11 protein-coding genes and 1 pseudogene are annotated in these 13,563 nt (G+C 62.9%); 8 read left to right on the forward strand and 4 right to left on the reverse strand.

What is annotated here, in order from left to right:
* The gene (locus tag IPL79_03070) at positions 1-498 is read left to right on the forward strand and encodes a hypothetical protein (protein ID MBK9069977.1); all 498 of its coding nucleotides are present in this window, start codon (positions 1-3) and stop codon (positions 496-498) included.
* Positions 499-919: 421 nt separating this feature from the next.
* Here IPL79_03070 and IPL79_03075 read toward each other — a convergent pair whose 3' ends face one another.
* The 3 genes from IPL79_03075 to IPL79_03085 all read right to left on the reverse strand — a co-directional run bounded on the left by IPL79_03075 (position 920) and on the right by IPL79_03085 (position 3,177).
* Positions 920-1,219 carry a four helix bundle protein gene (locus IPL79_03075; protein MBK9069978.1) on the reverse strand — a complete coding sequence of 100 codons (300 nt, stop codon included), beginning with the start codon at positions 1,217-1,219 and terminating at the stop codon, positions 920-922.
* 57 nt (positions 1,220-1,276) lie between these two features.
* Positions 1,277-2,947, reverse strand: coding sequence for a leucine-rich repeat domain-containing protein (locus tag IPL79_03080; GenBank protein MBK9069979.1), 1,671 nt, complete (start codon positions 2,945-2,947; stop codon positions 1,277-1,279).
* Positions 2,948-3,021: 74 nt separating this feature from the next.
* Positions 3,022-3,177 carry a hypothetical protein gene (locus IPL79_03085; protein ID MBK9069980.1) on the reverse strand — a complete coding sequence of 52 codons (156 nt, stop codon included), beginning with the start codon at positions 3,175-3,177 and terminating at the stop codon, positions 3,022-3,024.
* Between the two features lie 286 nt (positions 3,178-3,463).
* Here IPL79_03085 and IPL79_03090 point away from each other — a divergent pair, with 286 nt between their 5' ends.
* Positions 3,464-3,634 (forward strand): hypothetical protein, encoded by a 171-nt coding sequence (locus IPL79_03090; protein MBK9069981.1) that lies wholly within the window; start codon positions 3,464-3,466, stop codon positions 3,632-3,634.
* A gap of 148 nt (positions 3,635-3,782) precedes the next feature.
* Here the strand turns inward: IPL79_03090 and IPL79_03095 are convergent, their stop codons facing one another.
* Positions 3,783-4,442, reverse strand: a complete 660-nt coding sequence (locus tag IPL79_03095) for a hypothetical protein (protein ID MBK9069982.1) — start codon at positions 4,440-4,442, stop codon at positions 3,783-3,785.
* Between the two features lie 14 nt (positions 4,443-4,456).
* On the opposite strand from IPL79_03095, the gene IPL79_03100 reads away from it, so the two are divergent.
* The 6 genes and pseudogenes from IPL79_03100 to IPL79_03125 all read left to right on the forward strand — a co-directional run bounded on the left by IPL79_03100 (position 4,457) and on the right by IPL79_03125 (position 13,369).
* A complete protein-coding gene (locus IPL79_03100) occupies positions 4,457-6,118 on the forward strand; it encodes a hypothetical protein (protein MBK9069983.1) in 1,662 nt (553 codons plus the stop codon).
* 59 nt (positions 6,119-6,177) lie between these two features.
* Complete coding sequence (locus tag IPL79_03105) at positions 6,178-7,356, forward strand: phosphatidylserine/phosphatidylglycerophosphate/cardiolipin synthase family protein (protein ID MBK9069984.1); 1,179 nt, start codon at positions 6,178-6,180, stop codon at positions 7,354-7,356.
* 2 nt (positions 7,357-7,358) lie between these two features.
* The gene (locus IPL79_03110) at positions 7,359-7,781 is read left to right on the forward strand and encodes a TetR/AcrR family transcriptional regulator (protein ID MBK9069985.1); all 423 of its coding nucleotides are present in this window, start codon (positions 7,359-7,361) and stop codon (positions 7,779-7,781) included.
* 6 nt (positions 7,782-7,787) lie between these two features.
* Positions 7,788-7,997, forward strand: a complete 210-nt coding sequence (locus IPL79_03115) for a hypothetical protein (GenBank protein MBK9069986.1) — start codon at positions 7,788-7,790, stop codon at positions 7,995-7,997.
* 164 nt (positions 7,998-8,161) lie between these two features.
* Complete coding sequence (locus tag IPL79_03120) at positions 8,162-11,743, forward strand: CoA activase (GenBank protein MBK9069987.1); 3,582 nt, start codon at positions 8,162-8,164, stop codon at positions 11,741-11,743.
* 15 nt (positions 11,744-11,758) lie between these two features.
* Positions 11,759-13,369 (forward strand): annotated as a pseudogene (locus IPL79_03125) (2-hydroxyglutaryl-CoA dehydratase).
* The last annotated feature ends 194 nt before the right edge of the window (positions 13,370-13,563 follow it).

Genomic DNA, 13,563 nt, shown 5'->3' on the forward strand with positions numbered 1-13,563 from the left:
TTGACATCGACAGCCTCGCGTGGCTATGCAGAGGTCGATGGCTTTGTCGAACAGCTTGTTTTGCCATTCTCAATTTCCGCGCCGCAGCTGCGCGAGCAAGAGTTTATTGTAGCCGCTGAGTTGGCGACCTGGATGTCGGAAATCGACAGCGGCCCGGTCTACACACAGGTGCGCAACAGCACGACGCGCACCCCCACCGAGAGCTCCGTGCGCGCCTCGTTCGGCATGGACGATGCTTTTGCCATCAAGGCCTTCAGCCTCGCCAAGACGCGGGCCGAATTTACCAGCCTGGGCGAATTCGACCTGGCGTGGCGCGACGTCCAGGCCTTTATGATCAAGCACACCGGCACCTCATACCGCCTGTTTAAGATCGGCCCGGCCGTCGCCGAGGGCAAGCTGATCGAAGATCAAGGGTTTTACACGTATCTGGTCGTTGGCAAGGCCGTAGGCAACTCGCGCGCGCTGGTCGGCCTTTTTGTCCGCAGCGTCGAAACCTAACGTCGCCAGCGTCAGCGCGCTAACTCGCGCCGACGCGCAGGCTGTCACGTGGCTACGCCCTAGCACATCAGCAAACTGCCCATGATTTGCGTCGTCCGGGTTGCCGGCTAGCGCAATCGACGTGATGAAGCGGGCAGGGATGGTCGTCAGCCACGACGGTCGCCGCGGCGTCCGGCATGCACCTCGGCGTGCTCAAACAGTCCTCGCGTTGACGAGACGGCGCGGCACTAGAGATCGCGCGGGCGTTTGGCGAGATCTAGATCGCAATGCTCCCAAATGAACGCTGCGGAACTGCGCCGCCGAGGAGCATGGCCGTCCACCACCGCAACCTGCTGCGAGTCATTACGTTGCAAGCGTCCGCCAGCGCGGTATTGCAAATAGGGTCACTCTCGCCGCCCGATTTGCCTTTAATTGCCGGGTGTTAGATCCGGTGCTGCGTAGTCACCCTCGGTTGTACGTGATCACGCAGCAGCGTGGTTAACCACCTAAAATAGCTGTCAAATTTTTGCCCGAGAGTGACCCTCGACATCCAATGCTCCGCGGTGTCGTGCGTGATGGCGGCAATCTCGACCGCCGCTGCGGTTTCGCCGGCCTCGCCGCGCCCGATGCCAAACACCCGCGCCTTGTCCGCCGCCGACACGCGCGACGCGGCTTCGGCGATATTGAGACATGCGCTCTTTGCCGTCCGCAGCGCCTGATCTTTGAGCTTGGGATCCTTGATGTCCGCCGCGCGGGCACAAACAAGTAATTCGAGCGCTACATTATACGCCGACGACTATCAGCGGAGAACTCGGATCCCGGGAAGATCTCGCCTCAGCCACCCCAACCCCTCCTTAGTGAGCTGGGTGCCCGAGACTTCAAGCTTGGCGAGGCTCGTGAGCTTGGCCAGGTGCACCAGCGCTGCGTCGGTGACCTCTTTAGCAAAATAGAGGTCGAGCTCGCGAAGCTGATGCAGGTCGGTCAGATGCGCCAGCCCGGCGTGGGTGACCATGGCGCCCTGGAGACCTAGCGTGGTGAGATGCGTGAGCTTGGCTACATGCTCCATGCCGGCGTCGGTGACGGCGGTGTAATGCAGGCCCAGCGTGGTGAGCTGGGTGAGGTTTGCCAGGTGTACAAGCCCGGCGTCGCTGATCCTGGTCTGCCCGAGCATGAGCACGGAGAGTTGCGAGAGCTTGGCCAAGTGCGCCAGGCCAGCGTCGGTGATCTTAGTGCGGTGGAGGTCCAGCGAGGTGAGCCGCGTGAACTTGGTCAGCTGCGGCAGGCCGGCGTCGGTGATCTTGCTATTCGAAAGATTCAGCGAGGTGAGCTGCGTGAGGTTGGCTAGGTGTACAAGGCCAGCGTCAGTGACCTTGCCGCCCCCGATGTTCAGCTCGGACAGCTCCGTGAGGTTGGCAAGATGCACCATCCCGGCGTCAGTGACTCCATACGAGAGTTGCAGTGACGTGAGCCGACGGAGCTTGGCCAGGTGCACCAGCCCGGCGTCGGTGACCGCGGTGGAGCGGAGGTCTAGCGTGGTGAGTTTCGGGAGGGCGGCCAGATGCGTCAGGCCGGCGTTGGCGATTGCGTCGTTGCGCGCAAGTATCAGCGTGGTGAGCTGCGTGAGGCTCGCCAGGCGGCGAAGGCCTGCGTCGGTGACCTCGGTAACCCTGAGGTCCAGCGTAGCGAGCTTTGAGAGGCTCGCGAGGTGCACCAGGCCGGCGTCGGTGACCCCTTTGTTTGCCCAGAGGTTCAGCGTGGTGAGCTTCGGTAGCTTGGCCAGGTGTACTAGCCCGGCGTCGGTGATCTTGTTGTTAGTGATGATCAGCGTGGTAAGTCGCGGAAGCTGGGTCAGAAGTGCCAGGCCAGCGTCCGTGATTTTGGTGCTCGAGAGGTTCAGCGTTGCGAGCTCTGGGAGCTGGGCCAAGTGCACCAGTCCGGCGTCGTTTACATGGCTGGCATCAAGATCCAGTGTCGTGAGCCCCCGCAGGTGAGTCAGCGAGGCCAGGCGCTCCCCTTTGATTCCCCGATTCTTGCCGAGACGAAGGTCAGTGAGGTTGGTGAGCGCGGCTATATGCACGAAGCCGGCGTCGGTGATCCTGTTGCGGTATCCAGAGAGGTCAAGCTTGGTGAGGTGTGGGTGCTTCGCCACGTGCACCAGGCCGGCGTCGGTGACGCCGGTGTCCGACAGGTCCAACGACGTGAGCTTGGTGAGACTGGCGAGATGGGCGAGGCCGTCGTCGGTGGCCGCCCTGCAATGAACAACCGTTGCATCGAGGGCCTCTCTCGGCACTGGTCCGGTGCAGTAGAACGAACGCTCCACGACGCCTGCCGGCGCCGTAACAAGATCTGCGCTGATCGGAGCAACAGGGTTGTCAGGCAGCGGCCGACCGACGCTCCTGCACGCGCCGACCATGGCCAGCACGCCGGCTGATAGGATCGTAATCATGGACACCATGTACGTCGCGCGCATGTAGCAACCTCCAGTAAGTCGGGCGGTCGTGGGCGACTGGATTTTCAAACGGCGGCTTCTCCGCATATCGCCCCTCACCGATGGACGCTCTCGTCGGGACAGGTGTGGCGATCCGTTCTCATCATGTGGCGCAGGCGACTCACCTCGGCCAGATCGGTCCACTCGCGCGGGTCGAGCGGCGCTCGGCTTCGCTTTAGCTCCGCTTCGGTCGTCGACTCTGAAGCGCTCATCCGAAGAGCCCTGGTCGTGTCGCTCGACGCTCGAACCTTCGCGGTTGTCGTTCGTCGGCGTGGCCGGGCCGGACGCTGAGCCGCGCTGGGTTGGGCTCGTGACGCCATGGACGACCAACGGATGCCGGTATTGCATGGTCGATTCCAGTGCAATAGGCGTGCCGGGGCGCGCAGCAACGTACCCGATCAGCCGCTGCCCAGTTGACATGGCGGTCGGTCGCGGTGGTGCTGGCCGCGGCGGTTGCGCGATGGTGGGTGTGGCCGATGCAATTGCATCCGCGAGCTTTTGAGCGGGTTCAGGTTCAGGAAGAGGGAAACAGGAAGAGGGGACTGGGACGAGGGGTTCGGGAGCACGTTCGAGTGCGGGAGCGGGTGCGAGTTCGGGTTCGAGTTCGAGTTCGAGTTCGAGTTCGAGTTCGAGTTCGGGTGCGAGTTCGAGTTCGAGTTCGAGGGTTAAGTCAACCGCGGCACGATTGTCGGGAACCCCCGAACCCCAAACCCTTGGCCCTGAACCCAAAACCCCGGTTCCGGGAGCCTCTTCCCGATCCTGAACCCAGTCCCTCTCATCGCACTCGCGCGAGAGCTTCAAGTGTGACGCTACGTAACTACGGCGCCGCAGGTACAATAACAGGCGGCGGCGACGTCCAACCCTGCGTCACATTCTGCGCCTCTTTATAAACCAACAAGCCATCGGAACTCCCCTGACCACTCGGCGCCGAAATCGCCCACGTGCCGGTGATGATCATCTCATCGCCAACTTTGTATGGCGGCACCATCGCGTCTTTGGCCTTAATGTCCGCTGGCTCGAGTACTTTCTTCTCGTCTTCGCGCACCATGCGCGGCACGCCGACCACCCAGATCGAGCGATCGCCAGCGGTCGCCGCCGTATCGCCGAGATAAAATTGTGGACGGTCGCAACGGCTTGGGTCTTCGTCGATCAATTTTTGCGCATCAGCCGGCGCCATGCCGGGCTGCGTGACGTCGGTGAGGCAATCGTACGCCCACGTTACGAAGCCGCGGACCTTGATCTCTTGGTCGAGATGCTTGCGCCCATTGACGCGAAGTAGCCGCGGCACCAGCGAGCCATCAGGCCCCGGGGATGGCAGATCAAACGCGGGCACCGAGGGCAGCGACACCTTGGCCGCGGGCTCCTTGTATTTATAGACGGGGCCCTTTTTTTCTTCGCTGCATCCAGCCAGGACACCACAAAAAAGCCCAATATAAAGCGGCGTTGCAACTGCCATGCGCACGGACAATTGGTTCATGGTGAAGGAGTAACATGGCCGGTTTACGACGACAAGGCTGGGCGCGGGTTCTTACCGCGGTGAACGCGGCCACGATCGGCGTGCTGGCGAGCCTGCTTAGTTGCGAGACCCTGCCGCGCACCACGTGGCAGCCGGCCGGCGATGCGCAAGTTGCAGGCGATGCGGCGACGGCCAGCGACGCGGCGGTCGCCCCCGCACTCCCCGCCGCGACCACCGCGGAACTAACCGTCGTGGTTGCAGGTGATCCGGGAAATTTTCGCCTCGTCGAATCCGCATCTGCGGCGGCGCGGCTCATCGCGATGGGCAGCGTCTTTGAGCCGTTGATTGCGTTTGATCGCGAGGCCGATGCGTATGTACCGCGGCTGGCGCTTACGTGGACCGCGAACGATGCCGGGCGCGATTGGACCATTTCGCTGCGCGCCGCGACGTTTCACGACGGCACCCCCGTCACCGCGCGCGATGTCCAATTCTCGCTCGACTCGGCGCGTACCATCGCGACGCAATACAAGGGGCAGCTCGCGACGGTCACCAGCATCACCGTGGTCGACGCGCAGACGGTGCGCGTGCGCACGGATGTGCCGGACGGCTACTTGCTCCGCGTGCTGTGCGAAATCCCCATCGTGCCGGCGCATGTGTACGGCAAGCGCGGCGCCGTGCCGCTCCCAATTGGCAGCGGGCCATTTAAGGTCACCTCGCGCCAGGCTGGCGAGTTGCGCGCGGCGCGTTACGACAACTATTGGGGCGCGCCGGCGGGCGTTGCGAGCCTTCATTTCCGGTTTTCACGCGACGCGCGCCAACTCGGCGAATGGATCGCCAGCAAGACAACTGATATGGCCCTCGGCCTGCCGGCATCGCTGGCCGAAGCGGTCGCCGCGCGGGGGCTCGTGCCTCTCGAACTCGCGCCACGTCTGCGCTACGCGGTGCTTCGCGCCGATAAGCCCCCGCTCGACGATCCGCGCGTGCGGCGAGCGCTTTCCGCTTTCATCGATCGCACATCTCAAACCGGTGCGGCGCTGCGCAACGACGTCCCCATCAATAGCCTGGCATGGCCGGGCGGCCCGCTCGACGTCGAGTCATCGCAGGTTGTGGCGGGCGCCCCAGCCTCACTCGGTTCCGACTTGCTGGCGCAAGCGGGTTGGGTCGACACCAATCGCGATGGCCTGCGCGATCGTGCGGGCCAGGTGCTTCGCGTCAACGCCTTGTTTGTCGATCGCGGCACCACGTCGCGCCAGCGCTGGCCCGATGAGGCCGCGCCGCTGATCGCCGCATGGAAGGCGGCCGGCATTGGGGTCGAGATGACCTTTGCGCCCGAATCGGTAGTGCAGACCCGCTTGCGCAACGGTGCGTTTGGCGTCGCGGTGGTTGAGACCGAGGTGTGGCGCGACGCGGATTTGACCGCCATGCTTGGCACGGGCGGTTCGCAAAACCTTGGCCGGTTTTCGTCGCCCCAAAGTGACGTCTTGCTTCGGGAACTGAGGGCGTCGCAACGGCCCGAGGCGCGCCGAGCAACCGCGGCCTTATTGGCGCGCGAGCTGGCGGAACAGATGCCGATCGTGCCGCTGGCCCGCAGCGCAGGGCGAGGGGCGTTCGCGGCCTCCTTGGCCGGGGTGGCAGCCCGGGGCGGCTGGGTCGATTTCGCCAAGGTGACCCGCCGCCCCGGCCCCATAAACCAATGATTGCGCCGCCGCCGCTGCGCTGGTAAGAACCCGCGCACGTAATGGGTTCGATGGCCAAGATGTCGGTTGATCACAGTGTTGCGCGACCGGGTGACCTTTACGCCGTCTCGCAGCCCGTGCCCGATGGCGCCGCGCCGACCTTGCTGGGCGATGGGCCGGCGGCGTTTGCCACCATCCTCGATCGCATCGCGGGGGCCCAGCGCCAAGTGGTCATTCGCGCCTTTTTATGGCGCGACGACGCCATCGGCAATCAGCTCGCCGCGGCGCTGCTAGCGGCCGCCGAACGCGGCGTGCAAGTGACCATCTATAAGGATCGCATCGCCGCCGTCTATGAGTACACGGGCGGCAACAAGCAGAGCTTTTTCCACAAAAAGATCGACCCCGTGCGCGGGTTCCAGGCGTGGTTTCTCAGCCGCGTCTACCGCGCGCCAGGTTCCATGCGGCAACGGCCCAATTCACTCGAGCGCGCGGTCAATAACCATCGCAATATCGCCGTGCGCCAGGCCAAGCGCTTTGACCATTCCAAGGTGTTTGTCATCGACGACGCGGTCATTCTTGGCTCGATGGGTATTGGCGACAACCATCACCTCGACTGGATCGACATGATGGTCGAGCTCCGAGGCGCCGCGGTGGCGCACCGCCTCGCCGATCGTCTGGCGGGCCGCGCGGCGTTTGAGCCAGCGCGGGGCCTCGACTTCATCCTGCACTCGCAGGGCACCGAGCGCGCGCGCCACTGCGCGATGGTGCATGAGCGGCTCGCCATCCTCGAGAGCGCGCGTCATTCGATCGTCGTCGAAATGGCCTACCTCGGCGATCGCCGCTTTACCGACGCGCTGCTCGCTGCGGTCCGCCGCGGCGTTGCGGTCACGCTGGTCACGGCGGCGCGCGCGGACGTGCTCGGCAATCTCAACCACGCGGTGTGCAATCTCTTGCTCCGCCATGGCAGCCTAGACGGCAAGGTGCGCGTGGTGCTCCATCCTCGCATGGTGCATTCCAAGGTGGTGGTGGTCGATGAGCGCTTTGTCGACCTCGGCTCGGCCAACTTCACGCCGCTGTCGCATGGCGTCTACGACGAGGTCAATGTGTTCGTCGATTCGCGTGAATTTGCCGCCACGGTCCTCGCGGAAATCGAGCGCCACGCGGCGCAAGGGCAAGACGTCACGATGATCAGGCACCGCGCGATGGCCAGCGGCATCGAACGCGTGATTATGGCCTATCAAGCGCGGCGGGGGAGCTGACCATGTCGACCTTGGTGGTCGCCGCACGCGCCGCAAAAAAACGCGCCGACCGCCGCGTGCAAATCCTGCGCGCGGCGATCGATGTTTTTGCCGAGCGCGGTTACCACGGCGCGTCGATCGACGACATTATCGCGCGCGCCGACATCGCGCGCGGCACGTTCTATCTCTATTTCGCCAGCAAGGCGGCGGTGTTTGGCAGCATCCTTGACGACGCGCTCGATGGCCTGACGCGGTCGATCCGGCCGGTTGACATTGACGACCCCGCCGCCGCGCCGCCGCAGTTGCAGCTGCGCGAAAACCTGGCGCGCGTGTTGGGATATCTCACCGAAGATCGCGCGCGGGCGGCGGTGCTGCTGGCGCGCAATGTCGTGCATGAGGCGGAGGCGGCCGAGCGACTCGATGCATTTTATGCGCGCGTCCGCTAGCTGCTCATGCGCGCGCTGGGGCACGGCATTACGATGGGGCTGGTGCGGCCGTGCGACGTCGCCGTGACCGCCGCGGGCTTGCTCGGCATGGCGCGCGGCATGCTGGAGCTCGTGGTGCTGGGCACCGAAAATCGCCAGCCCGCCGCGGCCGATGCCAACGCCGTCATCGATGCCATTTTGGACACCGGCCTGCGTGGGATTGTAAAAATATATTGAATAAGACTCAGCCCTGGAATTTGCTGAGTCGGCGCGGGGATTGACGCGGATCATCCTCGTAAATAACAGGAATTTTTGTTGAATCTGCCTCGGGCCGCCTGGCAGTATGCCGCTCGCGCTAACTAGACTGACGTGTCAGTCTAGCTGCATTCGAAGGCAAAAGTATGACAGACGTTGATAAGGTTTTTATTGGCATCGACGTTGGCTCGACGACCGTCAAGATGACGGTGGTCGACCCGGTGACCGAGAAGATTTTGTGGAGCAAATACGAGCGCCACGAAACGCGCCAGCCCGAGATGACGCTCGAGATGCTGCAGGAAATCCACGCGGCGCTGCCGTCGCTCAATGAGTCTAATACGCGCGTCTTCATCACCGGCTCCGGCGGTGGGCCGATTGCGCCGCACATCGGCGCGAAGTTCGTGCAAGAAGTCAACGCCGTCACCATGGCGGTCGAAAAGCTGCACCCGGACGTCGGCAGCGTCATCGAACTCGGTGGCCAGGACGCCAAGATCATTATGTTTCGCCAAAACGAGGAAACCGGCGACAAACAGGCGCAGACCTCGATGAACGACAAGTGCGCGTCGGGCACCGGCGCCACCATCGACAAGTGCATGATCAAGGTCGGCATGCCGCGGGAAGACATTTCCCGGCTCGTGTTTGACCCCACTAAGCTGCATCACGTCGCCGCCAAGTGCGGCGTCTTTGCCGAGACCGATATCGTCAACTTGGTCAAGAGCGGCATCCCGCGCGACGAGATCTTGAATTCGCTGGCGGACGCCATCGTGAGCCAAAACCTTTCGGTGCTCACGCGTGGCAATACGCTCAAGAGCAAGGTCCTGCTCCTCGGCGGCCCCAATACGTATCTGCCGTTTCTGCAGCAATGCTGGCGCCTGCGCATCCCTGAGACGTGGGCCGAGCGCGGCTACGAGTTTGACAAGACCGTGCCCATCGAAGAGCTGGTGTTCGTGCCCGAGAACGCCGAGTACTATGCGGCGCTCGGCGCGGTGCTATTTGGCCAACATGAGCCGGCGCACATTGGCGTCTATACGGGCCTTGCCGGCCTGCGCGAGTTCATCGCGCACGGGCGCAAGGCCAAGCTAGGCGAATCCGCCGGCCCTGGCTTAGTTGAGCACGTGCAGGAGCGCGAGACCTTCGTCGACAAATACAAGACCGAAAAGTTTATCGACGCCGAGCTGGTGCCGGGCACCGTCGTGCGCGGCGTGCTCGGCCTGGATGGCGGTTCGACTAGCTCCAAGTGCGTCTTCATCGACGAGAACGAGGTCATCCTCAAGAAGGTCTATGTCCTTTCCAAGGGCAACCCGATCGCGGACATGCGCGAGATGTTTGCCGAGCTGCGGCAGTGGGCGACCGACCAAGGCGCGACCCTGCAAGTCACCGGCTTTGGCGTCACCGGCTATGCCGGCGACGTGCTCGAGAAGGCGCTGGGCGCCGACGCCAACATCGTCGAGACCGTGGCGCACATGATGAGCGCCAAGCGCTATTTTCCCAAGGTCGATGTCATCTGCGACATCGGCGGCCAAGACATCAAGGTCTTGTTCATGCAGAACGGCGACGTCAAAAACTTTCGCCTCTCCAACTCGTGCTCGGCTGGCAACGGCATGTTGCTGCAGGCGATGGCCGACCAGTTTGGTCTCCCGGTCGTGGAGTATGCCGACGTCGCGTTTGGCGCCAAGCTCGCGCCGAAGTTCTCCTATGGCTGCGCGGTGTTTCTCGACTCCGATCGCGTGAACTTCCAAAAAGAGGGCTACAGCAAGGAAGAGCTGCTCGCCGGCCTGGCGCTGGTATTGCCCAAGAACGTCTGGCAATACGTGGTGCAGATTCCGCGCATGGCCGAGCTTGGCCGCGTCTTCGTGCTGCAAGGCGGCACGCAAAAAAACCTCGCCGCGCTCAAGGCGCAGGTCGACTATATCGAAAAGCGGGTGCCAAATGCCGAGGTGTATTTGCATCCGCACTGCGGCGAGGCGGGCGCGATTGGCGCGGCCTTTGAGGCCCTGCGCATCACGCGCCGCCGCGGCACCACCACCTTTGTCGGCCTCGATGCCGCGATCGACATCAAGTACACCAGCACCAACGACGAGACCACCAAGTGCGATTTCTGCCCCAATAACTGCTCGCGCACGTTCATCGACACCGCGACGCTCGACGGCATGACCGCGCGTTATATCTCGGGCTTCTCGTGCGAGAAGGGCACCGTCGAAAATCTCGACGCGCTCAAGCTGCTCAACAAAGAGCGTAGCAAGCGCATGAAGGCATACCCCAACCTCGTCGACTACGAGGCGTCACTGATGTTTAAGCAGTTCTACGAGCCGGCGCCGATGCCGAGCGACGGCGAGCTCATCGACGACGTCGTGGTCAAGAAGACTCTGCTGGGCGCCATCAAACACAAACCCATTAAGCGGCCGTTTGTGCGCTCTTCGCCGGAGCTCTGGGCGCGGCGCAAGGACGTGCGCGTTGGCATTCCGCGCGTGCTCAACATCTGGAGCACGGCGCCGTTTTGGCGTGCCTATTTCGAGAGCATCGGCATTGCCCCCAAGAACGTGGTGTTCTCCGATGAGACCACCGAAGAGATGTGGCAAGAGGGCTGCAAGTATGGCTCGGTCGACCCCTGCTACCCAAGCAAGGTCGCACAAGCTCACATCCATAACCTCTTGTTTCACCACCACGAAAAGAAGCCGCTCGACTACGTGTTCTTTCCGTCGATCACGCACGTGCCGAGCTATGTCGAAAACACCATGGACAACACCTCGTGCCCGGTGGTGGCCGGCACGCCCAAGGTGATGCGCGCGGCGTTTACCAAGGAGACCGACTTTTTCGCTGAGCGAAAGATCTCGTTTCTCGACACCGCGGTCACCATGGCCGAGAACCTAATGTGCAAGCAGCAGATGTTCGAGGCGTGGGGCGCGGCGCTCGGCGTCTCCGAAGACGAAAATAACTTCGCGGTCGAGCAGGGCTTCTTGGCCCTGGACGTCGTCGACCTCGAGATGCAACGCAAGGGCCGCGAGATTCTCGACCAGGTTGAGCGCGAGAACCGCGTCGCGCTCCTCATGATTGGCCGGCCGTATCACACCGATCCGGGCCTCAACCACGGCGTGCTCGAAGAGTTCCAGGCCCTGGGCTACCCGATCTTGTCGATGCGCTCGCTACCCAAGGATAAGGCCTATCTCGAGAAGTACTTCGCCGAGGACCTGCGCAAGGAGCTCGTGCCGTCTGCGCTCGACGTCAGCGACGTGTGGCCGGAAAACTACTCCGCCAACTCGGTGCAAAAAGTTTGGTGCGCCAAGTTCGCGGCGCGCCATCCCAACGTCGCGGTCCTCGATCTTTCGAGCTTTAAATGCGGCCATGACGCACCGACCTACGGCCTCATCGACGGCATCATCGCCTCGGCGGGCAAGGCGTATTCGGCGCTGCACGACATCGACGCCAACAAGCCGTCGGGCTCGATCAAGATCCGCGTCAAGACCTATGCCTACACGCTCATGCTCTTGCGCGAGCGGCTTGAAGATCAGGCCAACAAAGAGGTCGAGCTTACGCGCAGCGTGCTGGTCAAGCGGCAGGAGCTGCTCGAACACATGCAGCGGGTGCTGTCACAAAAGGGCATGCCCGATACGCGTCTCACCAAAGAACTCGCGGCCACCAAGAGCCAGCTCGCGGCGTTGCCGTTGCCAGCCGGGGCCGCTGCCTCTGCCACCTCGCGCCGCAGCCAGGCGCTCGCCATTGTTCGTTAATTGCAAGGAATCGCCATGAACCACTCATCACACTCTAATGACACTGACGCTTTCTCAATGGAGGCCATTGAGGCCGAGATGGCCAAATTTGAACGCGAAGAGCGCCAGCGCCTCGGCCTGCCGGTCGAGCCGACGACGCAATGGACCGATCCGGTGCATCGCGATTTTTCCGCCGCGCAGCGCGCGCACACCACGGTGCTGGTGAGCGGCCTCACCATGGCGCACGACATGTTTATCTCGGCGGCGCTGCAAGGCATTGGCTACAAGGTCAAGGCCATGGACGTGCCCGACAACGATGCGCTGCAATACGGCCGCGAATATGGCAACCGCGGGCAGTGCAACCCGACGTACTTCACGGTCGGCAACTTGGTCAAATACCTCGACGAATTGCGCCAAGCCGGCCAGAGCACCGAAGACATCATCAAGAACAACGTCTTCATCACGGCCGGCGCCTGCGGCCCATGCCGCTTTGGCACCTACGTCACCGAGTACCGCAAGGCCTTGCGCGACTCCGGCTTTGACGGCTTTCGCGTGCTGCTGTTTCAACAAACCGGCGGCCTCAAGCAGGCCACGGGCGAAGAGGTTGGCTTGCAGATGAATCCCCAGTTCTTCTGGGGCGTCGTGCGCGCCATCTTGATTGGCGATGCGCTCAATGCGCTCGGCTACCGCATCCGGCCTTACGAGGTCGAGGCGGGCGCCACCAACAAAGCGCTCGACGAGGCAAAGCTCCACATCTCCACCGCATTTGCGCATAACACGTCGATGAGCCTCGCCATCTGGCGCGCGCGCCAGGCGCTCGCGAAGGTGAAGGTTGACCGTACCAAGGTCAAGCCGCGCGTCGGCGTGATTGGCGAGTTCTGGGCCATGACCACCGAAGGCGATGGCAACTACGGCCTGCAGAAATTTCTGGAAGCCGAGGGCGCCGAGGTCGATATTCAGATCGTCACCGCGTGGCTCAAGTACATGATCTGGCAGGGCCGCTATGACACCCGTCAGCGCAGCCAACTCAAGGGCGTCGATGCCAAGAGCGCCTCCAAGTTTGCCTTGGAAAACGTCGACGTGCGCAAGCGCATGGTGTCGTTGTGGGCCGGCGAGCACGTGCTGCACGGCATGTTCCAGAGCGTCGCCAAGCTGCTGGGCCTCTACGACTACCACCTTGCCGACATGGACGAGATCGCCGCGATTTCGCATGCGTTCTACGACAACAACTTGCGTGGCGGTGAAGGCCACATGGAAGTCGGCAAGCTGATCCAAAACGTCGCGTACAGCAAGGTCAACATGACCTTGTCGGTCAAGCCGTTTGGCTGCATGCCGTCGAGCTCCGTCTCCGATGGCATCCAGTCGCTGATCACGGAGCTTTATCCGCAAGCGATCTTCTTGCCGATCGAGACCAACGGCGACGGCGCGGTGAATGTGTATAGCCGGGTGCAGATGCAGCTATTTAAGGCGCGGCAGCATGCGGCGCGCGAAGTCGATCTTGCGCTTGCAGAAACCGGCATGACGATGGACGAGGTGCGGGCCTACATCGAGAAGCACCCGAAATTCAGCAGCCCGTTTCACAAGAGCCCGCACAAGGTGGGCTGCACCACGGCCGACCTCGTGTACGAGGTGGCGGAACACCGCAAGGGGCTTACCTATTGGAAAAACCGCGTGGTTGCGGCGATTACCAAGCGCGAAGAAAAGAACACGCGGTGGCGCACGATCGCGTGCTCGCCGTGGCGCGCAAGGCCGCCGAAAAGACGCGCTCCAAGAAGTCGATCGTGACGGTCGCCGAGCCAAATCTAGACGACGACGCGCGCCCCGCAGTGCCCACCGGCCGC

The sequence above is a fragment of the Myxococcales bacterium genome, from assembly GCA_016716835.1.
GTDB lineage: Bacteria > Myxococcota_A > Polyangia > Haliangiales > Haliangiaceae > JADJUW01.